This is a genomic window from Priestia sp. FSL H7-0729, from assembly GCF_038005685.1.
GTDB lineage: Bacteria > Bacillota > Bacilli > Paenibacillales > Paenibacillaceae > Paenibacillus.
The window spans coordinates 279546-305608 of sequence record NZ_JBBOTQ010000006.1 but is presented as its reverse complement, the minus strand read 5'-3'; the positions used below and the strand labels follow the sequence as shown (position 1 = coordinate 305608).

Annotated in this window: 13 protein-coding genes; 2 read left to right on the top strand and 11 right to left on the bottom strand. The window is 48.0% G+C overall.

What is annotated here, in order from left to right:
• Window positions 1-231: 231 nt before the first annotated feature.
• From MHH93_RS16605 to MHH93_RS16560, 10 genes are all read right to left on the bottom strand, one after another.
• The gene (locus MHH93_RS16605; RefSeq protein ID WP_500054898.1) at window positions 232-3030 is read right to left on the bottom strand and encodes an alpha-mannosidase; all 2799 of its coding nucleotides are present in this window, start codon (window positions 3028-3030) and stop codon (window positions 232-234) included.
• On the bottom strand, window positions 3027-6206 hold the full coding sequence (locus MHH93_RS16600; protein ID WP_500054897.1) for a beta-galactosidase: 3180 nt from the start codon (window positions 6204-6206) through the stop codon (window positions 3027-3029). The genes MHH93_RS16605 and MHH93_RS16600 overlap by 4 nt, the downstream gene beginning before the upstream one ends.
• A complete protein-coding gene (locus tag MHH93_RS16595; RefSeq protein WP_500054896.1) occupies window positions 6203-7522 on the bottom strand; it encodes a glycoside hydrolase family 125 protein in 1320 nt (439 codons plus the stop codon). The genes MHH93_RS16600 and MHH93_RS16595 overlap by 4 nt, the downstream gene beginning before the upstream one ends.
• A gap of 255 nt (window positions 7523-7777) precedes the next feature.
• Window positions 7778-10993, bottom strand: coding sequence for an alpha-mannosidase (locus tag MHH93_RS16590; protein ID WP_500054895.1), 3216 nt, complete (start codon window positions 10991-10993; stop codon window positions 7778-7780).
• Window positions 10994-10997: 4 nt separating this feature from the next.
• Window positions 10998-13352 carry a glycoside hydrolase family 3 N-terminal domain-containing protein gene (locus MHH93_RS16585; RefSeq protein ID WP_500054928.1) on the bottom strand — a complete coding sequence of 785 codons (2355 nt, stop codon included), beginning with the start codon at window positions 13350-13352 and terminating at the stop codon, window positions 10998-11000.
• Between the two features lie 36 nt (window positions 13353-13388).
• The gene (locus MHH93_RS16580; RefSeq protein ID WP_062837930.1) at window positions 13389-14309 is read right to left on the bottom strand and encodes a carbohydrate ABC transporter permease; all 921 of its coding nucleotides are present in this window, start codon (window positions 14307-14309) and stop codon (window positions 13389-13391) included.
• A 23-nt stretch (window positions 14310-14332) separates the two neighbouring features.
• Window positions 14333-15262, bottom strand: coding sequence for an ABC transporter permease (locus tag MHH93_RS16575; RefSeq protein WP_500054894.1), 930 nt, complete (start codon window positions 15260-15262; stop codon window positions 14333-14335).
• A gap of 77 nt (window positions 15263-15339) precedes the next feature.
• Window positions 15340-16812, bottom strand: a complete 1473-nt coding sequence (locus tag MHH93_RS16570; protein ID WP_500054893.1) for an ABC transporter substrate-binding protein — start codon at window positions 16810-16812, stop codon at window positions 15340-15342.
• A 257-nt stretch (window positions 16813-17069) separates the two neighbouring features.
• Window positions 17070-18605 (bottom strand): response regulator, encoded by a 1536-nt coding sequence (locus MHH93_RS16565; protein WP_500054892.1) that lies wholly within the window; start codon window positions 18603-18605, stop codon window positions 17070-17072.
• A gap of 1 nt (window position 18606) precedes the next feature.
• Window positions 18607-20436 carry a sensor histidine kinase gene (locus MHH93_RS16560; RefSeq protein WP_500054891.1) on the bottom strand — a complete coding sequence of 610 codons (1830 nt, stop codon included), beginning with the start codon at window positions 20434-20436 and terminating at the stop codon, window positions 18607-18609.
• 276 nt (window positions 20437-20712) lie between these two features.
• Between MHH93_RS16560 and MHH93_RS16555 the strand changes: the two genes are divergently transcribed.
• Window positions 20713-23535, top strand: a complete 2823-nt coding sequence (locus MHH93_RS16555; RefSeq protein WP_500054890.1) for an endo-beta-N-acetylglucosaminidase — start codon at window positions 20713-20715, stop codon at window positions 23533-23535.
• Window positions 23536-23680: 145 nt separating this feature from the next.
• On the opposite strand, the gene MHH93_RS16550 is transcribed toward MHH93_RS16555, so the two are convergent.
• On the bottom strand, window positions 23681-25255 hold the full coding sequence (locus MHH93_RS16550; RefSeq protein ID WP_500054889.1) for a class I adenylate-forming enzyme family protein: 1575 nt from the start codon (window positions 25253-25255) through the stop codon (window positions 23681-23683).
• 251 nt (window positions 25256-25506) lie between these two features.
• Between MHH93_RS16550 and MHH93_RS16545 the strand changes: the two genes are divergently transcribed.
• Window positions 25507-25854: a winged helix-turn-helix transcriptional regulator gene (locus MHH93_RS16545; protein ID WP_500054888.1), complete on the top strand. Its 348-nt coding sequence runs from the start codon at window positions 25507-25509 to the stop codon at window positions 25852-25854.
• The last annotated feature ends 209 nt before the right edge of the window (window positions 25855-26063 follow it).

Below are 26063 nucleotides of genomic sequence, written 5' to 3'. Positions count from 1 at the left end.
TGTTTCAATATAGAATGAACAATTGAAGTGTACCCATGGCCATCTTGATGGCATAGGCACTTTCGATCATTAGCAATTCTACTGTCCATTCTATAGAAAAACAATCAATAACTCAACAGATACATCTTGTAAATAGCGTAACCTTTCCACCACCGTACATAATGCCTCGTGCATAGTACACTTACAGTCCTGTACCTTTTAGTGCGTGTTCAAAATTTTGCTCTTCAACCTCTATTCGCGACGCAAGCCGACAGTAATAATCTCACATGGACCTGTCTGTATGTTCCATTCCTTGTTGGCAAATGATAATGTCGATGCCTCTTCTATGCTGTAGGCATGAAGCATCTCGCCCTTTTCCTCCAGGATGTTGCTCTTATATGCCGTTTCGAATGGCTGTGGGTTCGCCTGCGATGTTGAAAGCATCAACGTAGCAGTGCCGGTAGTCATATTGAACCAGCGTAGCATCACATCACCGGAATCTTCATTCACCTTGAGTGAAGAAAAAGCCAAGCCGTCCGCTTGCCATGCAAACGGTGTGTTGCTAGGTGTCAGATAACCCGGGTGTACTTCGGTCTGTGCCAACGTCCAAGGAACCTGGAACTGATAGGCTTCAATATATGCACCAGACGCTGCACCATTGCCATCGTGAGGAATAATCTCCATCTGAAATGTATGTTCACCAAGGCATTGTGCTTCCGGTGTCGGGAACAATCCCCAGTCTCCGAGTTCACCCACAGCACGAAGCAACGTAACGGCGATGGTGTTGCGTCCATCCTGAAGAACTTCATATTCATTCAGACCCAGATTGGCTACGACCAGTCCCGCATCTTGTTCACTCACATCCACAAAACTCTGTTGATGCTGTGTATTGCTTGGATTCTGCCACTCTGGTGCAGGCGTGTTATCACGCGTTGCAATTTCGAACATGGAATCCACATGATGAACAGCAGATACAATATCCGTTGGGAAGAGTGCCCGCACCCGATGATCCTTTGCCTGATTGTTGAAGGTCGTTTTCAATTGGACGCCTTTTCCACTACGACTAAGTGATATCACAGTGCGGATCTGTAGCGGGATCATTTTCGCTGAACGCTGGGCTTTGCGGTGTGGATAATAAATCAGCTCCCGTTGTTCCTGATCCAGCATCTCATCCGCTGACTCCGGTATTTCCCAATGGTGAATCACTTCGAACGATGCCAAGTATGATGTGGCCTCAAGGACCCGAATCTCAGCCTGAAGTGCTTCAGTTGTCCGCGCCACTTCGTTCTCTGTTTGCTTGAACATGTATTCATTACCGATATCGCCCACATTTTCGTACACGCCAAGGTCTTTGTAAGTCCGGCCTGTCCGTTTATCCGTGAGGGTGAATGAACCATTGTCTGCAATCGTGACGATCATATGTTGATTTTCCATCCCACGTTCACCACGCAACAGGGTAGTCGTTTTCGATGTAATACCACTCGTTGTGGCATCCATAAAGTTGACCAATGCATACGTCTTCAGGCCAAATGCAGCTACATTTTCTGTTTCAAAACGAATACGAATGCGCCGACAGCTATACGGCTGACGGAAGCGATCATCCGGCAGATCATAGCCAAATTGCAGACCCAGATCCTCCACCGTACATGGAATGTGATTACCATCTTCATCTACCAGTATGCGATTTGACAGGTCAACGGCTTTCATCTGTGCCGCCATTTCCTCCAATATATATCCATCCCGGAAATACAACCGAGCCGCGTCCAGTTCCATCTGAACTACACCGCTGCGTTCCCAACCCGTTGTATTAAATACCACAACAGGTCGAGCCTGCTCGCCGTAACGCTCAAATATGGAGGTATCAACAGCTGTAGCAATCTGGCTGGTGCTCTCTTCAATTAAAGCCTCTGCTACATGACGGCTCTTATCAAACCGTGTCACCATCTCGCGATGTACCTCATCCACACTGCATCCACAGATGCTGTCATGGGGGTGATTCTGCATGAGCGTTTTCCAGGCATATGTCAGTTGATCATGTGGATAGGCATGTCCAAGCAGATAAGCATAGGATGCCAATGGTTCAGCCACTTTTTCCAGCATGGTCTGGCCTAACTGGTTCATCTGTTTCAGATACACACGAGCCGAGGCGGTGTTCACCAGAGTTCCCCAGCCATCGGTACGCTGACTGCGCAGTTCGCCTTTGACCGTGGACAGTTCATGTTCAGACGATGCTCTCAGGGCGGTCAGATAGTCCGGGAAGTTTGAGTGAACAAACTCGATATCGGGATATAATTGCTCAGCCATACGGATGGCTTCCGGCAGGTCTCGCTGAATCGGCTGATGATCACATCCGTTCATGTACAGAAGCTCATTGGTGGATGCATATTTCTCAGCGTCTGCAAGCTTGGTTTCCCAGAACTTGCGAGCCGAAGCCTCGTCTACCGGAACTTCATTCCCGTTGGAGTACCAGTTGGCAAACAATACGCCGAGCACTTTCGACCCATCTGGCCCTTCCCACATCAGCTCCGAGAAGCTTGATTCATATCCGGCATCCGATACCGTATTATTAAATCCTGTAGGCTTCACACCACGTCCAAAAAACACATTATCAATGCCTGATTGCTGCATCAGCTGCGGAGTCTGTCCGACCAATCCGAATGTATCGGGAAAATAACCGATTTTCGAAGGGGGGCCGTAACGTTTGGCATCCTTGTGTCCAACCTGCATGTTGCGCACATTGGCTTCACCACTCGTCAGAAACGCATCCTGCAAAATGTACCATGGTCCAATCACAATCCGGCCATTGCGGATATGCTTCTCCAGTCGTTCCTTCTGTTCTGGTCGAACCTGAAGATAGTCATCGATAATAATCGTTTGTCCATCCAAATAAAAGCTTTTATAGTCTGATCCTTCATCCAGCTGATCCAACAGTGAATCGACGAGCTGAACGAGCCGCATATGATGCTTCTCATACGGCAAGTACCATTCCCGATCCCAGTGGGTATGCGAAATAATATGCGCTCTCTTCGACTTGTTTGTCCGGTTGGTCATCGTGTTACGCCACCTCTTTCCTCATGTTGTACAATCTCAACCTCATCCGGGCGATACACGCCATTCAGCTTTCCGGAAGCATCTGTGGCAAATAACACGGAACGATTTTTCTCCAATTGGAACGCATACGATACACCTGTACGTTGATCTCTAACATGAACTTCATGGTTCAAGGCAAACTCCGATACGAATACATACAGATTTCCTTTTGGAAAACTCAACTTCCGGCCATAAATCCCTGCGATATCCCCACCGGATATCCATTCCAGCTCCTGTTGGACGCCAGCAATCTCAGTGGCATAACGATACAATTCAGCAAGTGGTTCATCCCGTCCATTTAACTCGAGCGGCAGTGGGGTCCAGATCAATTTCCCTTTACCCAAAGGCAAAACGGTTACTTCATCTGGTGTATCTTTATCCTTGTGAAGCAACGTCTCCTTCGCCACCTCGGCGATCCGACGCCGTCCATAGGTCACCCGGTGATTCACGCCATTAATATTCAGCAGTTCTTCCCGCTGCACGTTACCCAAACTGCGTTGGCCTACAAGATGATCAGCTCGGTCAGTTGCTTTCCAATATGCGTCCAGCCCCAGCGGCCCTGTAATGAGCAGGCTCGTGCCTTCCTTCTCTGCAAACGTGAGCAATTGATGCAGTGCGTCGCTGTCCATATTATGCGGACTCGGAACGATAATCAGCTTGGGTGGCTGTTGCTCCAGCGCTTCCAGATGATATTCGGATAACGCACGGAATGGTAGTTTCAGATCATAGGACATCACGCGAGTCAGCTTTGTTGTGGCATCATAGGCCAGGGCACGGTTGGAGAAATCATTGGAATACGGGAACACCACTGCAATATCCTCCAGCTCACGGTCCTCAAAGAGATCACGAATGCCATGCATGAAGCGGCCAAAATCATAAGACACATCCGCCTCCGGCTTCTCCGTACCATCTGCACGCAGCGCTCCGATATGAGACTCATTGGCATTATCCATATAGAAGTTGGTGTTCCAGATCCATTGCACGGCTCCTGCACCGCCTGTCGAGAAAGCATAGGCGTACTTGCGTTCGAGAATGCCGCGCAGCTCTTCTTCCGTACGTTTGGCTCGTCCATCCGGTGTTTCCACATACATGATACCCGTCTCCTGAATGAGATTAGGCTTATGTGGCGTTTTGGCAAAAATTCCGTCCCAGATCAGATCATCGTTTAACCACCAGGAATGCACCGTTGTATAATCCACTTCACGTTCATAGAAGAACGGCGAAGGGCGCTGCGCACCAAGGGCTTCATCCTGCCCCACGGTGACCAGATGATCGGGAACCAGATCCTTGATCGTACCTACAAGCTCTCTTGCCCAAACATTGTGCATCTCCATAGAAAAGAGACAGTAATCGAGCCAGCGTGTTCCTTTTTTGGCCTTGTGCATGTCCTGTACATCAAAATTAATCTCTTCTGCCTCCGGGATCACCGCGGCTGCAAAATTGGGAAGCTGCTTCGGTGACATGTTCCATGCCTCCCGCAACGCTTCAATCGTCTGATGCCGCTGCTGAAGCCACTCGACAAAAGCCTGCTGTTCATACGAATCCCTCGCGGAGCGTGGGCCAGCTGAGAAGATGCGCACTGGATCAAACATCGATGGCTCATTAATCAGATCCCAGTCCACATGCGTTGTGTGCGTATGACGACTGACAATGCTGCGAATGAAACGTTTCTGTGCTTCCACACTTTGCGGGTCCAGATACGGATTCGTTCCTTCCCATGTCTCCGGTGTGAAAGAGAAGAAGGTGAACGTGACCTGCAAGCCATGACGCTTCGCCGTTAAAATAAAGGCATCAATGGCACGGAGTACATCCTCTGCCATATGTCCGTCCACCTGCATCATGTTGCGGTAGGCCGTCCAGATCCCCGTACGTATCCAGTTAATTCCGGCTTTTTCCATCTGATCCATATCTCGATCCCAGACATCCGCATTCGGCAGAAACAGAAATTTCCGTGCCACATCCGATGTCATGTAGGTCATGCCTACAACAGGGAGAGGTCGTCCATCTTTAACAAAATAATCTCTGCTGCGGGTGATTACTTCCCCTTCAGTTAGCAATGCGGCATCCTGTCCCCAGAAGCCTTGACGCAAGATCCGAACTTCTCCGTCAGGTGCCTGTGCGCGGCATACAATCCGATACAGTCCACTTTCAATGGAAACCGGGAGAAGGATTCGTTCGAAACGCTGCTCACCGGAAAGTTCCATCTCCAGTCGATGGTTCCATACCTTCTTCGCCGTGCCACTTGTGCGATCCTCATGCTCCGCTGTTATGTCAAACGTCCACAGCTCAGACGCTGTACGCCTTTTGCCTGCACGCTGTACAATCTGGCCTTGAAGTGTGAGTACTGCCCGCTCATCTGGCTCATACGAGGCATAATTCGTTTTCAGAGATAACTCGGTTACACCTTGCGCACAGAACTGTGCCCACTTCACGATCTCAGCAGCACCATCCTGCTCCCAGAATGAAGGGGTCAACGGTAGATGTACGAACATCCAGCGCGAACCAACGAAAGTCCCGCGGGAGTTTTCCCATAGGACGATTGGGGCAGCAATGCTTCGATCATCTTTGTTGATCCCGCGAAGCAAAGAGTGAATCTGTGTACTCATCGTGCCTGCAGAACCCATCTGGTGCGGCAAATCACTGTTTTTGGTCGTATGCGGAACCAGATTCCATGTATCTGAAATCTCGAAAAGTCCTTCTTTGCCGGCCAGAAGCGGGATCTGTTCTGATGAAGTGAATGATTGCACACCGTCAGCAGATACGTTTAACGCCTCATGAATATAGAGCTCCTGGTGATAGGCGGTCTGCTCGGACTCTACAACCCATGCCCCATTCTCATATCGAACCGGACGTTTGAAAGGCGCACCACCAACACTGATCAGACTCCCTCCCTGATGCAGATAAGCTGCAATCTCCATCCAAGCCGATTTGGGAAAATACGGAGCATGCAGATTGACGAAACATCCTTCACCAGCCGTCGCTTTCAACGCCTCTGCAAGTTCATCAGCGTTTACAACACGAATCTCTCCGACTGCTTCCCATGTATTCAGAGCCTGCTCAGTTGGAAAAGCTCCCTCCACTGGAAACGCAGGATCAGCGAAGATTATCAGCTTTTTATCATTAGGTTGCATACTCATAACAGGCCATCCTTCATGGATCTATAGACCAACTGGGAGAACAGGCTGTTGGACCATGCAAACCATTTTCGTGTAAAAATCGTTGGATCATCGGCGTGGAAACCTTCATGCATATAACCGGTATCTGCATCTGTCGCTTCAAGCATGCGAATAATCTCCAGTTTCTCCTCGGCAGACTGCGCAGTCAGTCCTTGCATGGACAAACCCATATGCCAAATATAATTCGGAGGGGTGTGCGGGCTACCGATTCCTTTGGCAACCTTGCCCTCATAATAGAACGGGTTCTCTTTGCTCAAGGCGAAGCGGCGCGTATTCTGGTAGATTGGATCATCCGCTGTGACGTAACCCAGATATGGAATGGACATGAGTCCCGGTGTACCCGCATCGTCCATGAGACAGTGGTTGCCATAACCGTCCGTCTCATACGCATAGATGGGTCCGAATTCGGGATGACGATAAATACCGTACAGCTGAATCCCGTGATCCACGTCCTGCTCAAGATCCTTCAATTCCTGCAAAAGTTCCATATCCCGGAATACCCACTCGGCAAACTCCTGCATCTGACGCAGAGCGACAACCGCAAACATATTGCCCGGAATGTTGTAGTGGAAATCACAAGCATCGTCACTGGAACGGAAGCCAGACCAGATCATACCCGTGTAGTTTACTGGCATACCTTTGCCGTGATTGCGCAGGGAATCTGTTGGGATACCGTTATTGCGAGTGAAACGATATGGAGATTGTTCCATGTGATGTTGTTCGACTTTGAACAGGTCCACGATTTTACGCATCGCTGCCTTGAAGCTTGAATCAAAAATATCGGTCAGCTCGGTTTCCTTCCAATATAAATAGGCCAACCGCACAACAAAACATAATGAATCGATCTCAAATTTGCGTTCCCACACCCAAGGGGACATGTCGGTCTCGTCCGTGGTGTTCCAGTGCCAGTCGTTGGCCGTCTCATTGAAGGCATTGGCATATGGATCGATGTGAACGTACTGGATATGACGTTTAATCAGCCCGCCAATAATACGTTGCAGATCCTCGTCTTCTTTTGCAAACGGAATGTAATGGACCACCTGCTCCACGGAATCACGCAGCCAGGAAGCTGGAATATCTCCTGTGATGACAAAAGTGGTACCATCCTCCATCAACTTGGTTGTTGTTTCAATGGTATTGGGAAAGCAGTTTTTGAATAATTGAAGCAGTTTTGGACGGTGAGCCAGCTTTTGTTCTGCTTCTTCAAGCACGGCCTGAATGGATTGTGGCAAGGGGACGGGCGGCATTGGTATTTTGGGTAATCTGAACTGTTCCATGGATGAGTGCAACTCCTTAAACAAATTGAATGGTGTAGCTATACAGGATGAAACAAAAAATTTACACGGGACCACTGCGCGGTCAGAAATATCCTCCGATCGCTGTTATCCCCAGATTTTTTTGATTCCCTTTTCTAAAGGGTAAAATCTGGGAATAAAGGCGAACGCTTCGCTTCTTCGAATTCTTTCTGTCCTCTCCGTTATCGTGTAAATTTTTAGTTGAACATGTATAGCTCAGAAATATTTCAAAAAGGTTTACCGCAGTAGCACGGTTTGTATTTCGTAAGGTTTAAAAGATAGTGTGATCTGGCCGTTCGTGTGGGACAGTGGTTTGATTGGTTCTTCCAGTGCATTAGAGTGATATGCTTGCTCGAACGCATGTGGCCATTCCAATGTGATGTCTTCGCGTTTGCCTGATGATTCATAGAAACGCAGCACGGTTCCTTGTCCATCCTCTGCCAGTTTGACGGTATCCAGAATGACGTGATTACTGTTGAAGTTAATCCAGGAGCCTGTTGCTGGACGAGATTGTGCGGCAGTCGTCGTTGCATCTGCGGTTGGATATACTTCTGACTCTGCACTTTGTTGTGATTGATCCCTCTGTTGCACCTGTTCCATCGGGTGCACTTGTTGTGGCTGTTGTATTTGCTCTACTTGTTGAACGACCACTTCCGTGTTCAATTCGGCTGCCTGACGTACGGTGTGTGCTGTTCTCCAGTCTCCGTCGTGTGGGTACAAGGAATATGTGAATTCATGTTCTCCCAGATCGGCGGTGCGATCAGGCCATTTCGGTGCACGCAGCAAGGACAAACGAATCGTGCTTCCTTGCACGTCGTACCCGTACTTGCAATCATTGAGCAGGCTCACGCCGTATCCATATTCGGATACATCCGCGAACCGATGTCCACAGACTTCATACTGGGCTTGTTCCCAGCTTGTGTTGCGATGCGTCGGACGTTCCAATGCGCCAAATGGAATCTCGAACGTGGCCTTGGAGGTCACCACATCAATCGGGAAGCCGACTTTCAGAAGCTTGTGATCTTCATTCCAGTTCACCTGTGTCTGGAAGTCGATTCGCCGTGAGTCATGATAAAAGACAATATCTTGTGTGATCACCGATTGATGAAGCTTCCACCGGAAGCGCAAGACATCCTTCGTTGTACCCGCCAGCACCAGCTTTTTCTCCAACAGTTCCACTTCGCCAGCAATCTGCTCTTCATAACGACTGTCGATATCCCATGCATCCCATAACGTCGGACGATCGTGGAAGAAGTGAAGTTGATTGCCACGTTCACCCGGCTTCAGCATCTCACGCTCCGCAGTTTTATCCCACAGACGGGTGATCTCCCCACGTTCGTTGAATTGCACATGATAAAAGGCGGTATCCCATGTATCAGCAAAGGTTGGTTGTGCGGCAAGGCTCGTCATTTCCCGTACATTCGTTTCCCTTGTATTTTCCGGAACCAGCCATATCGTCTTATATCCAAATGCGGGAATGTCCGTCACGAGAATAGACATGCTGACATCCTCCCGATCCATCCGCAGGCGCTGGCCTTCTTCATCAATTGCGTAGCGATCCAAACCATTCTGCACAGACAACTGAACGACTGCACTCCGTTTCCAGCCCAGGCTGTTGAATACAACATAAGCTACCGAACCTTCTGGTCCCTCGGTGTTGATACCCGTTGTCAATGCTGCAATGCCTTGATGCAGTCCGGTTCTACCTAATTCAAATACCTGTACATATTCCTCATTCGACGTCACGTAGGACTCCGTAATCGCCGATCCTGGTATAATATCGTGGAATTGATTCAGCAAAATTAATTTCCAGCCGTCGTGCAGTGCTGAACGCACCTCAGCTTCGGTATTCGCCTCCATAGTCGGTTGAGCGAGTGTATTCCACAGCTCAGCTTCTCGATACAGAACTTCCGCTTTCCGATTGTTGCGCTTATTGCGTGCATGGGTCGTGTAGGTTCCCCGGTGTAACTCCAGATACAGATCACCATGCCACTTCGGAAGTAGAGGTTGTTCCTTTTCAACTCCGGCAAAGAAAGCTCCGGCTGTGCTGTATCGACTGGCTGGCTGCCCTACCATCAGGTCAGCGCGATCCACATACTCCAGCATTTCGCGTGTTACGCCACCGCCACCATCTCCGTGTCCGTACAGAAGCATGTGCTCCGGATGCGCTGCTTTCTCGCGGTAGGACTGCCAGTGATCATGAATGTCCTTCGGCAGCGTGTGCTCGTTAACACCATGATTGAGATAAGACAGAATTGGCGTGCCGTCAATGCCCACCCAGTGAAACAGATCATATGGAAACACATTTGTATCATTCCAGCCGAGCTTCGTCGTCATGAAATACTCTACGTTGCCATGCTTCAAAATCTGCGGCAGGGAGGCACAGTACCCGAATGTATCCGGCAGCCATTCAATCTGTGATGTCTTGCCAAACTCCTCCATATAGAAAAGCTGACCATATAACATCTGGCGAATCAGGGACTCCCCGCTCGGGATGTTCAGATCCGGCTCAACCCACATGCCGCCCACCAGCTCCCAGCGACCTTCTACAATCCGCTGCTTTACCCGCGCGTACAGCTCAGGGTCATGCTCTTTCAAAAATGCATATAACAAGGGTTGGCTCTGCGAATACACATAGTCAGGATATTCATTCATGAGTGCATCCACGGTGGAGAAGGTACGGCTAGTCTTACGTACGGTCTCGCGCACAGGCCACAGCCAGGCAATATCAATATGGGATTGTCCCACCATATGCTCCAGACCTTCCGCGTTTCCGCCAATCTCACGCACATGATGCTTCAGATTATGCTCAATCTGACGAATACGCTCTCCCTGCTCAATCTCTTCTGCTGACATGCCTACAAATTGATCCATCGCACGATACACCAGTTCTAACAGGCGAACCCGCCGAAAGTCACTTTCCGGTAGCAACACAGCCGAATCACGCACAATAATGACGGTATACATCAGACTACGAACCGCTTCATTTGGTCTCACCAGCAGGCTCGTAATGGATGTGATCGGCGGCTGAATAACCGCCTGTTGATTCAAGGGGTCCACGGGTTCAGGGATCGGATCAAACATCTCGATCTCCAGTTCCGGATTGGTCCCGACTTTGGTCGGATCAAGCGTGACGTAGGTGTGATTGCGGTCCAGACCCTGATAAGAGTGCCCGTTCACCCGCAGCAAGCCTTCTCCGCCGGTTTCAAATACAAGCCCATATGGTGCTTGCTGCCACGTAGCAGGGATCTCCAGACGTGTTCTGAAGAAATAAGTCGTTCCCTGTTTGCTCGGAAAACGCTCAAAATCTTGTCCTTCCGGATATTCACCCTGATCCTCATACTGTCCTGGTACATTATAATAAGCACGGGTAATGTCCCAGCTGCGCAGCTGCAATTGCTCCAGCCACTGATGTTCGGACAACTCGCGAATAAATCGTCTGATACGTTCCACAATTTTACGCCTCCCTTACAGTCAGTTCGGCCATTTGCGTATCGTTTACGCTACTGCCGATATGGATATGGAATTGTCCTGGTTCAACGACAGGCTTCAAATCACGCCCAATATACTGCAACTGCTCCGCTCCAATTTGGAATTCCACGGTCTGTGTCTCTCCAGGCTTCAGGTGCACTTTCGCAAACCCCTTCAGTTCCTTGGCGGGACGAGTCAGTGAGCTGACCAGGTCAGAGATGTACATCTGTACTACTTCTGCACCTGCATAAGGGCCGGTATTGGTCACATTCACCGATACGGTAACTGATTCACCGACTGTCATTGACGAAGAACTCAGCTGCGGTTCGCTGTACTCAAATGTGGTATAACTCAGTCCGTATCCAAATGTATAACGTGGCTCCAGATCCTCTTCAAGGTAACGCTTGCCGCGGGAACGTTTGCCGTTGTAGTAGATCGGTAATTGTCCGACATGCTTCGGAATGGAGATCGTCAATTTACCCGATGGATTCACATCACCGAACAGAATATCTGCAATGGCATGCCCGCCCTCTTGGCCCGGATACCACGCCTCCAGAATTGCATCGGCATGTTCATCTACCCAAGGCTCAGTGATGGGGCGACCATTAATGTAGACAACGACAAGCTTCTTGCCGAGCTTGTGAATCTCCTGAATGAGTTCCAGCTGAACTCCGGCAAGACCCAACGTCATCCGGTCGATGCCTTCGCCGCACTCCATATCGTTCCATGAGTTATCCGATACATTGGAAGCGCCCGTCTTCAGATCGATCGTTCCTTCTCCAAAGTCACGTGCACTGGAGCCGCCAACCACCATAATGACCGTATCCGCCTGGCTGGCAATTTCGATGGCACGCTCAAATCCTTCTTTTGAATCACCTTTAATCCGACAGCCCGGTGCATAAAGAATCTGATCTGTACTGCTGTCACCAGTCAAAGAACCAACAGAACTCTTTTCCGTTTGCCCATTCACATGATTAGCCAGCTTGCTGCGAATCCCATCCAGTACCGTTGCCACTTTGGACTTCGGTTGCGGAGATGTGTAATCGCCCAGTTGATTGTAGGCCTGATCCGCATTTGGACCGATGACGGCAATCTGGCCCACATTTGCTATCGATAGAGGTAGCGTATCAGCCTCATTTTTGAGAAGTACAACACCTTCCGCTGCCAACTGGCGTGCCAGCTGAACGTGCACTTCACTGCCAATCACTTCTGCTGCCCGATCAGCATCCACATAAGGCTGTTCGAATAAGCCCAGTCTGAATTTCAGTGCTAGCACGCGAGAGACAGCCTGATCCAGGACCTGTACATCAAGCTTGCCTTCTGCCACCGCCTGCTCCAGATATTGCCCGAACATCTCACCGGACATTTCCATATCGATGCCTGTCTCTATCGCCTGCACCGATGCATCCAGTCCATCTGACGCGACATCATGCCCACTTGCCAGCATGTTGATCGCGCCACAATCCGTAATGACCAGACCGTCAAAGCCCCAATCCTTACGCAAAACATCTTCCAGCAATTCTGTATTCACGGTGCAAGGCGTGCCATCAATTTCGTTGTACGCTGGCATGATCGACGCCGCCCCAGCTTCAACCGCTTTGCGGAAAGGGTACAGATCCACTTCCAGCAGTTCGCGCCAGCCCATATGCACAGGTCCCGCATTACGCCCACCTTCCGAGCTGCCGTAACCAACAAAATGTTTTAGCGTAGCAGCAACTGCATCGTCCCGTTCCAGACTTTCACCCTGAAGTCCTTCCACGGAGGCAACCGCCAGTTCCCCAATGAGATACGGATCTTCTCCGAAACATTCCTCTGTACGTCCCCATCGCGGATCACGCACAACATCCAATACCGGAGAATAGGTCACCGCGCCACCTTGGGCACGTGTCTCCCTTGCTACTGCCTGGCACATCTCCCGGTATAGATCCACATTCCACGTACTTCCCAATAAAAGGGGAACGGGATAGACCGTTCCGTCAATCGCCATATGTCCATGCGAGCACTCTTCTCCGATCAGGATGGGAATACCCAGTCTGGAATGCTCTACCGCATAGCGTTGAATGAGATTGACCGCCTCCGCGCCTTCTCTGGCGGATAGGCCATTTTCCAGCGTAACGCCAGTCCAGGGATCTGCACGAAGTGCCCCGTAGAGGGAGCCAATGCCCCCATTTTCCACTTGCTGCTTAAAGGAATCGTTTAACGTGATGTTGCCTTGATCATTGGTATAAGTCTGCCAGCCAAATGGCTGCGTAAGTTGGCCTACCTTTTCTTCCGTAGTCATTAGGCTCAGTAGGTGTTGCACCCGTTCCTCTACGGATTTGCTCTGGTCTTTGTAAGTCATCAATCTGCATCTCTCCAATCCTATAACAAGATCCGTTTATTCTTTGACCGCGCCCACTGTCAGACCCTGTACAAAATAACGTTGGAAGAACGGATAAGCGAATATAATCGGCAACGTGGCAAGCACAACCATCGCCATTCGGGACGTATCCTGTGGAATGGACTGCATGGCTGCCAGACTCATCGAACTGTTAGCAGAGTTCTGCTGAATAAACTGGATGCTCGACTCAATCCGCATCAGCATGGATTGCAGGGGCACCAGATTGGGATTATCGATGTATAACAGCGCATTGAACCAATCATTCCAGTAACCGAGTGTGCTGAACAACCCGATGGTTGCAAGCCCCGGCAAGGAGAGTGGAATCACGATTTTCATAAAGGTATAGAACTCCCCGGCTCCATCAATTTTCGCCGATTCAATGACCGCATCCGGTACACTGGTCGAGTAGAACGTGCGCAGAATCATAATGTAGAAGGCATTCATCGCCAGCGGCAGAATCAGTGCCCATAAGGTATCTTTCAGTCCAAGTAGCTGGGAAACAACCATATAGGTTGGAATCATCCCGCCGTTGAACAACATGGTCAGAATGGCAAAGATGGAGAAAAATCTCCGATATCTGAAGCTCTTGCGTGAAATCGCATACGCATACAGCGACATGAGAATCAGACTGATGATGGTACCAAGTACCGTCACCAAAATGGTAACTCCATACGCCCGCAGCAGCGTGTCCCCACTCTGCCAGACAAACTGATATGCCGCCAGACTCCATTCTGCCGGAATCAGACGATATCCATCACGAGCCAGTGCTTTCTCATCCGTAAACGAGATGATGACTACAAATATAAAAGGAAATACACAGATCAGAGCGAATAGACCTGCAATGATGTTCATGATTACGTTCCAACCGCTGGATACGTGGTGGAAGTCGCGTTTTTTAACAAGCCCTGCTTGAGCCATGGTGGTTCACTCCTTTCCCTGTCCTAGAATAGGCTGCTGTCTTTATCTACTTTGCGCACAACATAGTTGGAGATCATAACGAGTACAAAACCTACGACGGATTGATACAATCCCGCAGCTGTACTCATGCCGATCTCACCACTTGTTTTCAATCCACGATAGACATACGTATCAATAACATTGGTAACGGAATAGAGCGTACCCGAATCCCTTGGCACCTGATAGAACAGTCCAAAGTCGGCATAGAAAATGCGACCTACAGCCAGCAAGGTCATGATTGTAATGATGGGTGATAATAACGGAATCGTAATATTGCGAATTTGCTGCCATTTGCTTGCCCCATCGATCATGGCTGCTTCATAGAGCGATTTATCAATTCCCAGAATGGAAGCCAGATAGACAACGCTGCTATAACCAATCGTTTTCCATAACGCTACGAACACCAGAATATAGGGCCAATATTTCGCCTCGGAGTACCACTGAATCGGTTCCATCCCGAACCAGCCAATAATCTGATTCAACATCCCGCGGTCCATACTCAGGAAACTGAAAGCGAAGTAACCAACGATAACCCAGGATAAAAAATACGGCAGAAACATACCGGTTTGATACAGTTTAGCGAGTCGTTTATTCACGAGTTCCGAGAGCAGGATTGCCAATGCTACAGAGAATACCAGTCCCAGGAAGATAATCGCGATGTTATAAAAGAGGGTATTGCGTGTAATGAGCCATGCGTCACTTGTGCTGAACAGGAATTTGAAATTGTCCCAGCCAACCCATTCACTCTTCATCAGACTTGCCCAGAACCCTTCACGGCTGAAGCGATATTCCTTAAAGGCAGCCACTGTACCCACAAGAGGCAAGTAGGAGAAGAAGAAGAACCAGATGGCGCCTGGCAGCACCATGAGCAGCATGACCCGGTTTCTAAGCAGGTTTTTCAAAAATGTAGTCATTGTGGAGTTCCTCCTTCAGGCTTGAATGAAAAAGGACCGGACGCGATAAGCAGCCGCCCGATCCTTACGATGTACTGTTACTTGTTTTCCGCTCTCCAGGCATCCAGCTGGCTTTGGGCTTCAGCCATTACTTTCTCCAGTCCGGCTTGATTGAACTTCTCAATCACTTGATCCAGATTGGCTGCCGGGTCCAGTGTACCTGTCATCAGTGCTGCCCAATACTGTTCTTTCACGTTCTGTACCGCCGTCAGTTCGGCAGATACATTGCTTGCATCAAAGTTAAAGCTCAGGATCGGGGAATTGATACCTTCAGCGTTAAACTTCTTGAACTCATCCCATTTGTTATCCGGGTCATTGCTGTTCAGATAGAGCAGCATGTTGTTCCCAAGGGAGTATGAAGGCATATCGTAGTTTTTCGATTCAGGCAGATTTTCCATATGCGTGTCATCCACTTTTTTGTAGTGTGTACCCTCGATACCGGAATCCACCATATTGCGCAGCACAGGATCTGTATTCAACAGGTTCAGGAACTCCATCGCTTTCTCTGGATATTCCGAGTTGGCCGAGATGGCCATGATGGAACCTTGTACAGAAGTATTCGTTATAATTGCTTCACTTGCAGGTGTTGAAACGACTTGATAACCGTAACTTGCAGACCATTGGTTGTCCGCGAGCGGCTGAGTCTGTGCACGATCCAGGAACCAGTTGCCCGATGTTGTCAGGTCGTTCGTTGAACCTGTTGTTGCCGCTTCTGCTGATACATAACCAGCCTTGTAGTATTTGTGCATCGTGGTAAGTGCTTCTTTCATTTCAGGTGTTTCCAGTATGTTTACAAGCTTATAGTCTGTTGTATCCAGCTTGATTGCCATGGGCAGATTCTGAATGACATAGTCATAAGGCACGTAAGGAACATAGTTTTTATCCATGGCAAATGGTGTTACACTCGCCTCGTTTTCCTTAATTGTTTTGAGCAGAGGCTCCAGACTGTCTAATGTACGAACGCCAGAGATGTCCAGCTTGTATTTATCAACCAGCATTTGGTTAAAGCGCCATACCTCTTGTTGAGGCAACTCTTTGTTGGCTGGAATTCCGTAATTGTGACCGTCTACCTTCGAACCACTGAGGAATGCAGGATCAATGGTCTTGGTGAGATCCTGACCGTATTCAGCAAGCAGGTCATCCAGTTCAAGGAATGCGCCTTTTCTGGCATTTTGTACATAATCGAATCCACCAGAAGAAGTGAACAGAATATCCATTGGCTCACCTGAGGCTACGTTAACCTGCATCTTCTGCGGGTAGTCACCCCAGTCCACCATCTTCATCGTCACGGTGGCATTAATTTTCTCTTTGGTATACTTGCTGACTTCTTCCATTACTTTATTGACGTCTTTCTGAGGGGTACCGATGGTATACCAGATCAACTCTACCGCGTCATCTCCTGCTCCCCCGGATTCTGAAGCATCTTTGCTTCCTCCACAGGCACTAAGAACAAGTGTAACGGCCATTAACAATGCAAGAACGAGTGAGAAGCGTTTTCTTTGTTTACTCATTTCTTTGATCCTCCCTTTTCGTGTTCCCTTAGCTCTACTTACTAACTGCTTTAACCTTATCGAATGAAAGCATTTACAAAAAGAAGATAAACTTAAGTTTTCGAGGTACAAATTAAAGAGAATTCTCCTTGGACAACTATTTTGTACCTGTTTAAATAAATCGCTTACATGAAAGAGACATGCCGGGTAACATATGGCATGATCTTCATCCATGCTTTCCTGTTCCCGATATGTCTCTTGGATCTTCGTCCATACAGTTAGATCTCCCCGTCACCGAAATAACCAAACACCTTGAAGTCAGTCGGCGAAATTCCCACGTATTTGCGGAACTGCTTATAGAAATATCCTGTCTCCCAATACCCCACATTTCGGGCGATCTCATGTACCTTCAGATTGGAATTGCGTAGTTGTTCCTTCGCACGTTCAATCCGGTATTTGTTGATATATTCGGCAAATGTCTCCCCAGTCTCCTTATGGAACAATTGTCCCAAATACACCGGATGCAGATGATAGTGGGCACCCAGCAGCTTCAGGGAAAGTTCTTCTGCGTAATGTTTGTCGATATGTTGGAGCACCTGGTTCACAATCGGATTCTTCAGATCCTGCAATAGGGATTGGATCGTCTGCGCCCCCACTTGCTGAAGCGCCTGCACGAGTTCATCAAAAGTGCCACTGTCCAGTACGAGTTGAAGCCCTTGTTGGTATATGGCAGACTCATCCGAGTGCTTGATGCTCTCCAGTTCCATTTTGAAGCGAATCACAACTTCCAATGCGGTATTCTGTAGCTCCCCAGGCGTAAGCCCATCGCGATGCTGTTCAAAATCCATGCGAATCCGGTCAGCAAGTTGTTCTGTATTTCGGGACAGGATCAGTTTCGCGTAATCCCTCCAGTCAATGAAGAAGGACGCTGCCGAGTTGCCGCAACGATCCAGAATGGCATAGTCAATGACTTTCAGATCAGGATAAATCATCACATACTGGAGTGCCTTTTTGGCCTCAGCATAACTGGTCGGCGCTTGGTACAGCCCTTTCATTAACCTGCCTGCTCCAATGCGTGCCGTAGGGTGGGTTACCGTTATCGCATCAGATAACGCCCGAAGGCCATCCATTAACTCCTGTTCCTCGTCGCGCGAACCATGAATATTGGCAATAATGACGATGTCTCCATCGATATCATGAAATACGTTCAGATGGCGTCTGTCGCTCAGCATCTCTTCTACGCGTTCAAACATGCCGGACACTTGCCCTTTGTCACGCAGGATGGCTACAGCAACGTCCGGTGCATCCAGCGAAAGATTCATGAACTGGGCACGTTCTTCAAATTCAGCAGCTGCAATCTGTCCCGTAAGCCATCGATGAAGAATGTTATCTTTCAGAATCTGAATGCCATACGCATCATCGGCTTGAGGTGATACCGTATGATCCAGCTTGGATGCTGTGTTGCTCAGCGTGGATTCCAGTTCCTCCACATTAATCGGTTTGAGCAGATAGTTTTCGATCCCCAACTGCATGCCTTCCTTCAGATATTCGAACTCATTGAAACCACTGAGGATAATGACCTTAAGCTCAGGTTGTACACGCCTTGCTTCCCGAATCAGATCGAGACCATTCATGAGTGGCATGGATATATCCGTGATCAGAATGTCCACAGGCTGAGAAGAGAGCGCTTGTAACGCGGCCTGCCCATTACCTGCATGACTCACAATTTCCATACCAAACGAAGACCAATCCACAATATCGTATAAGCCTTCAATGATGAATGGCTCATCGTCCACAATAAATACCTTGTACATATTACACACCTGCCCCTTCTGTATGTGGATAACGCACCCTGATCCGTGTTCCTTCTCCGAGGGTGCTTTCTATGGTGATACCGAACTCTGGCCCATATAGGAAGCGCAATCGACTATGAACACTGCGCAAGCCGAACATCTGACCGGACTCTTCAGGACGTTCCAGTTCTTCAAGGATTTCCGTCAGGCGTGCAGGATCAATACCTTTGCCATTATCTCTGACCTCCACCTGAATCACATCATCCGTCTCTTCCACTACAATGGATAATCGGTTATCCGAACGTTCTGTCTGAATGCCGTGTACCACATAATTCTCAATGATGGGTTGCAGCGAAAGTTTCACCACAGGGTGTTGGTAATAAGCAGCGTCGATCTGGATCGTATATATGAAAATATCCTTGTAGCGGATTCGGAATAACTCCAGATACAAGCGGCAAGCTTCCATCTCATCCTTCAACGTATAGTTTTTCTTCTGCTGCACCAGGCTCTTGAACAATACAGATAGGCTATAGATCATCTCGCCGACATCTCTCGCCCCCTGGGATATGGCCCTCATCCGAATCACTTCAAGCGTATTGTAGAGAAAGTGCGGGTTGATCCGCGCCTGTAATGCGACCAGTTCGGTCTCCTTTTGTTTGATCTCGGCTTTGTAGACGCGTTCAATATATAGATTCAGCTCATCAAGCATATCGTTGAAGCTATGTGAGATCTGCCCCAGTTCATCATCACGTGGATCGTCGATGCGAGCCGTCAGGTTGCCGTATTTCACTTTTTGTGTGAATCGAATGATTCGACGGGTTCGTTTCGCAAAGTTAATAATGAAAAACGCCGGAACCAGCACGGCAAACAAAATACATACGATGCTGATCGAGATGATGGTATTGCGAATGCCCGCATAGGTTTCAGCCATCTCTTCCACCGGAACAGTGCCTATGACCACATAACCCTGATCCGCGGAGACAAACTTGTTCACATACATGTTCTGCTCCTTTTTCATCGCATCCATATCCGTCTGATCAAACAAGGAATCGGCCACATTCACATAGGGGTACGGCTTGCCATAATAATGATTGTTGGAGTCGAACAAGACTGTGCCTTTGGCCGATAACACCACGATTTCTCCCTTCAAGTTACTATCGTAGTTATCCAGTGCATTACCGATTCCCTGCGAGTCAAAAAACACAAGAAACTGCCCCAGATTACGAAGGGTCTGCGTATTGTTAATCGGTACGCGGATGGAATAGAGCGCAGGGTCCCATTGATTGATCTCTTTGCGAATCCAGTAGTTGGGTGCACTGATATTGGGCGTTTCCATCGCCATCACGTCCGGTATATAGGAATGGGCTACATTGGTGTCCAGCTTGCGGAACTGCTTGTGCTGATTGAAGGTGGACATATCCTGCTGCTCAGCGCTATATAACATGAGTTGGTTAATCTGCGAATTACGATCCATAATGTTCTGAAAATGTTTCAACACATCGGCCGAATAATCGTCCTGATTGGCGTAATATCCATTCGTCATGTGCTGTACATATTCAGCGTAGGAGTGATTCATCAGATATGTAATATTGGCAGACAGTGCCTCATTCTGATGCATGTCCCTCACCATGTTTTGCACCGATTCATACTGCTGATGCATGTACCGATCCACATGTTCCATCGCCGCTTTCTGGATCGCCAATTCCCGGCGAATCGTGGAGTCGGACACCGTTAGGAAGATGATATAAGACAGCGTAATGATCGTGACAATCGATATCATGGAGAAGATCAGGAGCATTTTCATAAACATATTATTTTTGAAGAAATTATTGTAAACGCTAACAATTTTCAAGTCGCATGTTCCCTCCGATGCTGTGATGACAGAATAACCTTCCAATCGCTGTTATCCCCAGATTTTTCGATTCCCTTATGATTAGTTCAGCTTACATAGAATTATATCACCCGGCTTCTGACATTAACTTGTCACCTGTAACTTTTCTTTAGTTTGTACTCGCGATTCTTTAATTTCACCCTATTTAAAAACGCTTTCATCCACTATCGTTAACCATAAGTTTTATCTTTGTGTAAAAGAATACCAACCATTCATTCCACTTGAAGGAGGAACAGCATGACACGCAAACTCAAACCGAAAGGCATCATTCCCAAGGTCACTGCCATGGTTCTGACTACGGCACTGATTGGACAAGTTGTTGCATCATCCGTTTATGCCGGAGACACGCTCCCTTACACTGGTGAAAGTGCCAAAGGGGTGAATCAGCCCTATCAACACGGGTACACTTCTGCACAGATTCTGAACTGGACACCCGAAAGTGATATCCATGGCGATCTACTTCGTGCCCATGTTCCCTTGCAGCCCCGTAATGAAGCATTCGCTGCAACACAGGCTTATCCTGAGCTTAGTCCGGACACCCAACTGTTCACGATGAGTGGTGATTACGGCAATGCATTCTTTGATAGCACACCATATACGAATGAATTCAGTCAGTATCTGTTCAATTATTGGCAGTATACGGACTACTACAGCTATTGGCATGGCATGGCTTCTGCCGGAGTACCCGAGGAGCTGTATGACCCGAGTAAGGAATGGACGGAGAAATACTTCGAGTTCGGCATTCTGAACATTCCGAATCCGGCCTATACCAACGCAGCCCACAAAAATGGCGTCAAATCCATTGCCAACATCTTCTTCTCAGACAATGACCGTGGACCACAAACGTACAAACAAATGCTGATCCAGGATGAAAACGGTAATTTCCCTGTAGCCGAGAAGCTGGCCGAGATGGCAGAATACTACAACTACGATGGATACTTCTTCAATCAGGAAGAGGTTGCCCGGGGTGTAGCCCCTGAGGATATCGCTTCCTACAAAAAATTCATGAAATATCTAAGAGATAAAGGCCTGTACGTTCAGTGGTATGATTCGACCATCAATACAACAGGCAAGATTCAATACCAGAACCAGTTTAACGGCCTTAATAGCCCCTTTGTACAGGATTCTGTTCTCGGCAGAGTCTCGGATTCCATCTTCCTGAACTATGTATGGAACCACAAGATGCTCCGCGATTCCCGTGATCATGCCCTTAGCTTGGGACTTGATCCACTGGAAACCGTATTTGCTGGTGTTGAAGGTGGTCATGACAAATTCGGTCGCTGGAAGCAATCCTACGACCTGCGCCATAACCTGGATGAGAACGGTCAGCCCATGAATAGTATCGCGACACTGGGTGCCGACTTCACCCACAACGCTCTGGATGAAGAGATGGGCGATGGCAGCACCAATCACCGAGCCGAAGATGAGTACCAATGGATGACCTTTGTGCGCGATCGTGCCTGGTGGTCAGGGCCGAATCAGGACCCAACGGATGCACGTCGTAATGCATCTGCCGATCTGTCGGATGTGTATGCTTCCGGTGCAAACTGGGATGGGATTGCCGCATATCTCACCGAGCGATCCGTCATTAATGGCTCCAATTTTGCGACAAGTTTCAATACCGGCCACGGTCTGAAATATTATGAAGACGGTGCCGTCTCGAACGACAAGGAATGGTCCAATATCAACATTCAGGATATCCCTGTCACCTGGCAATGGTGGATGGATAGCGAAGGCGACAAGCTGAGTGTCGATTTTGATTATGGCCCATCTTATGAGAAAGGCGCAAGGTACAACTACGAATCCATTGGCGCATTCCAAGGCGGCAGTTCACTCGTGGTAAACGGTACACTAAACGCGGAGAATTTCCTGCGCCTGTACAAGACCGACCTGTCCGTCAACGGACAATCCAAATTGGAGCTGACGTATAACAAACCGTCTACCAGCGATGCTTCTTCTCTGCATGTTGGTTTAATCTTCGAAGATGATCCGTCTAACGTGGTCAACGTAAATGTGCCTAATTCAGGCCAGCATACGGAAGGCTGGAAGACAGCTACATTGGATCTGAGTGCATATCAAGGAAAGACCATTGCCGCTATGGGATTATCCTTTGACCCGAACGGTAAAATCATTGAGAACTATCAGATGAATATTGGTGAGATTCGTATGTTCGACGGTTCTGCGGCTGTACCGGATGCACCTACCGGATTCCATATTGCCAAAGCACTGACCAACACCAATGAACTGGTTGTTGCATGGGACATGAAGGACTATTCAGAGGTCAAGCAATACAATTTGTATGAAAATGGTGCCTATGTTGGCGGTGTGTATGATTCCACTTTTTATATTAAATCGCTAAAACAGCCTTCTGGAGAACTGTCCATACGTGCTGTTGGTGCAGATGGTACCGAAAGTGAAGCAACCGTCCTGCCTTATGATCTGAATGCAGCCGTTCAGAATATTGATGTGAAATTCAAAAAGAATGGCGATGCCATTGTAAGCTGGAACAACCCGAAGAAAGCAAAAGATACAGGTAAAGACAAAGACAAAGATAAGAATACGGATAAAGATAAAAATAAAGACAAGGGTAAAGGCAATGAGTCTATCCAACTCACACTAGAAACCGAATACACCAATAAACCCTTCACCAAGTCGCTTCAGGTCAAAAAAGAAAAATCCTCTGCCGTTCTGACCGGACTTCCAACCAACGGTGAACATTATGTACTGAATATCGCCATTAGCGGGCAGAATCCGGTTACCCATACCGGACAGCTCGCAGATCTTCAGATTACACCATATGCCAAGGATAAGGTCACGGTAAAAGATGGGAAGTACACGCTTGCCCTGCCGGATCTGGAGGACTGGTACAAGATCTATGTATATGAAAATGGGGTAGCACGCGAGTTCGGCGTCACTTACGTTTCGCAGAAATTCCCGTATATCATTCGGGGAAGAACGAAGCTGAGTGAACTTACCTTCACACCAGCGTCCAGCAACAGCTCTTTAAAGCTGGTCATTGAGGATTATGCGGGCAATCAAGCCACGACAATTTTGAGATAAATATAATTTTCGTGTACGCCAGTATGCTGGTTGAGATACGTACAGCCCTTCACTTCCCAAAGGAAGTTGAAGGGCTGTTTGTTCCTATAGGAACGCATCCACCTGCTGAACATTCATTGCTTTTTGAACTAACGTATTTCTTTGATTACACCCCGTTGGATAACATTGAGGATAGATACTTCCGCAACTGCTTTTTGTCTATTTTATCCACAGCTGTTCTTGGCAAACTATCCACAATGAACAGTTGAGTCGGCCATTTGTACGGAGCAAGATATGGCTCACAAAACGCTCTCATCCGTGTCAGATCCAGACTATCACCGTTCCGTAACACTATGAAAGCGACGAGTTCCTCTCCTTCGTCAGGAAAAGGAAGTCCGACTACAGCCGCCTCGCTTACCGCTTCATGGTTCATAATGACATGTTCCACTTCGGCACAAAACACATTGGAACCGCCCACAATAACCATATCCTTCAAGCGATCAAACACATAAAGGTAACCTTCCACATCCAGGCAACCGACATCCCCAGTTCGGATCCAGCCATCCTGCATGGTCTCGGCAGAAGCCTCCAACTGGCGCCAATACCCCATCATGGTCTGTGCACCTCGAACAACGATTTCTCCTGCCTTACCCGTCATTGTCTCACTTCCGTCCGGATTTAATATCCGAACTTCGAAGGCCTGCTCACCCTGGGCAGCCAGGTCGGCGGGACGACCTACAGATCGAAGGAGATGAGGATTGCCTATATGTTGAGCAGGAAACAGGCGGCTTATGGACATTCCACATTCCGCTTGTGAGTAGTTGTTCACAATTAAAGCTTGAGGGAATTGCGATACAACCTCCTGTAGTGTATCCGGAGAAATAATGGACCCTCCGCAGCCAATAAGTGTTAGGCTCTTCAAATTTCTCCCCCCGACGGATGCCTCACGAGTAAGATCCCGAAGCAGTTGGCCTACTGTGCTGAGTTGTGTAATCTGATCACGTTCAATAGCTTCCATAATGCGGTTTACATCCGCCGGGTATTCGTCTAGGAATACAAGACAACCTCCCGCAGCCATGGTCGCCCACAACTGGAACTGGCCCACCAGATGGGATAGGTTGAGCACTAACACACGACGCTTGAGATCATGACCGAAGCCTGCAGAAGGCGTAAGTTGATTCCAAGCAGCCATACCACGATGCGAATGCATCACCCCTTTTGGCCGGCCGGTTGTCCCACACGTATAAATCAGGACTGCCGTATCGTCCACACTTCGTTTGAAATGGTCCTTTGGATAGAACGCGGGTTCATGCTGTAAAAGAGCAGCGAGCGAACTGGCATTCGGCACTTTCTCGTCTGTCGTGAACAGTTTTGGACAATACCCAAGAAGCTTTACCGTGGCTAACGCGGCTTCAGCATGTTGGTCATCATGAATAACCATATGCGGTTCTGCATCCTGAAATATGGCAGCGAGTTCAGATACTGTTAGCAAAGGAGACGGCACAAGCGGTATAGCACCGATCCCAACTGCTGCATAAAACGCAACAACGAGCTGGGGATCTGGATCACCTAAAAGGGCAAAGCGATCGCCGGCCCGGAGTCCTTCAACATACAGGGCGTGACCCAGTCTTTCGACTAGACCATAAAGTTCTCCATAACTCATTGTTTGGCCGTGTCGTATTAACGCAGGTTCCTCAGGGTACAGACTTGCTGCAATCGGCAATCGTTCGGATAGAAGCAAGTAAATTACCCCCACATTTAAATTCCCACTTTTTCCGTTAAGAAAACTATGGAATAAAGAGAGAGTAGCATATATCTGGAATAATAAGTAATCACTATCCCCTATTAAAACCATAAATTTTCCTGATATTACAGTTCTGCCAACAGAAGATCCTTACCGTTACCTACTTGGTAGCATAATTAGGCATTTTGATGCCTTCATAACAGATGTACTATAATAATGGGAATTAAATGAGGGATGGTGTTTCTTAATTGAAAACTTTTTATTGTGATCTTGAAATTACCTTAGATGTTATTGGCGGAAAGTGGAGACCTCTTATTCTGTATTACTTAATAAAAGGTCCTAAACGGACGGGTGAATTGAAAAGGCTCAAACCAACCATTTCTCAGAAAATGCTAGTCCAGTCGTTGCGGGAGTTGGAGAGCAATAATTTAATCATAAGAAAAATGTACAATCAGGTACCACCAAAAGTGGAATATTCCATATCAGAAATGGGGATGTCACTTGAACCCGCTTTGCGAACTCTTTGTGATTGGGGTCAGATCTATGCAGAGAAGACGTTGAGCAAGGATGAATATCAGAGATTAAATGTAGAATAGAGTAATTTCAAAAATCAATTTATGATCTGATTCATCACAATTATCACTTTTTGGTTACTATATAACCAAAAAGTACGTACTATTTTAAAAGTGCTACATGGTACATAATGAGCCTTGTAATATAAAGAAAATCTAAAGAATTGAGAATAGGAGTGTGTAAGCATCGTAAGCTGGCGTGAATCAGTCGGTGAATGGGGTAATACACTGAC

What these genes read in the sequence shown, in the direction of transcription:
- MHH93_RS16575 (WP_500054894.1), bottom strand. Translation starts at nt 15,262, where the DNA reads ATGACTACATTTTTGAAAAACCTGCTTAGAAACCGGGTCATGCTGCTC.
- MHH93_RS16585 (WP_500054928.1), bottom strand. Translation starts at nt 13,352, where the DNA reads ATGACTTACAAAGACCAGAGCAAATCCGTAGAGGAACGGGTGCAACAC.
- MHH93_RS16555 (WP_500054890.1), top strand. Translation starts at nt 20,713, where the DNA reads ATGACACGCAAACTCAAACCGAAAGGCATCATTCCCAAGGTCACTGCC.
- MHH93_RS16600 (WP_500054897.1), bottom strand. Translation starts at nt 6,206, where the DNA reads ATGAGTATGCAACCTAATGATAAAAAGCTGATAATCTTCGCTGATCCT.
- MHH93_RS16580 (WP_062837930.1), bottom strand. Translation starts at nt 14,309, where the DNA reads ATGGCTCAAGCAGGGCTTGTTAAAAAACGCGACTTCCACCACGTATCC.
- MHH93_RS16605 (WP_500054898.1), bottom strand. Translation starts at nt 3,030, where the DNA reads ATGACCAACCGGACAAACAAGTCGAAGAGAGCGCATATTATTTCGCAT.
- MHH93_RS16565 (WP_500054892.1), bottom strand. Translation starts at nt 18,605, where the DNA reads ATGTACAAGGTATTTATTGTGGACGATGAGCCATTCATCATTGAAGGC.
- MHH93_RS16570 (WP_500054893.1), bottom strand. Translation starts at nt 16,812, where the DNA reads ATGAGTAAACAAAGAAAACGCTTCTCACTCGTTCTTGCATTGTTAATG.
- MHH93_RS16595 (WP_500054896.1), bottom strand. Translation starts at nt 7,522, where the DNA reads ATGGAACAGTTCAGATTACCCAAAATACCAATGCCGCCCGTCCCCTTG.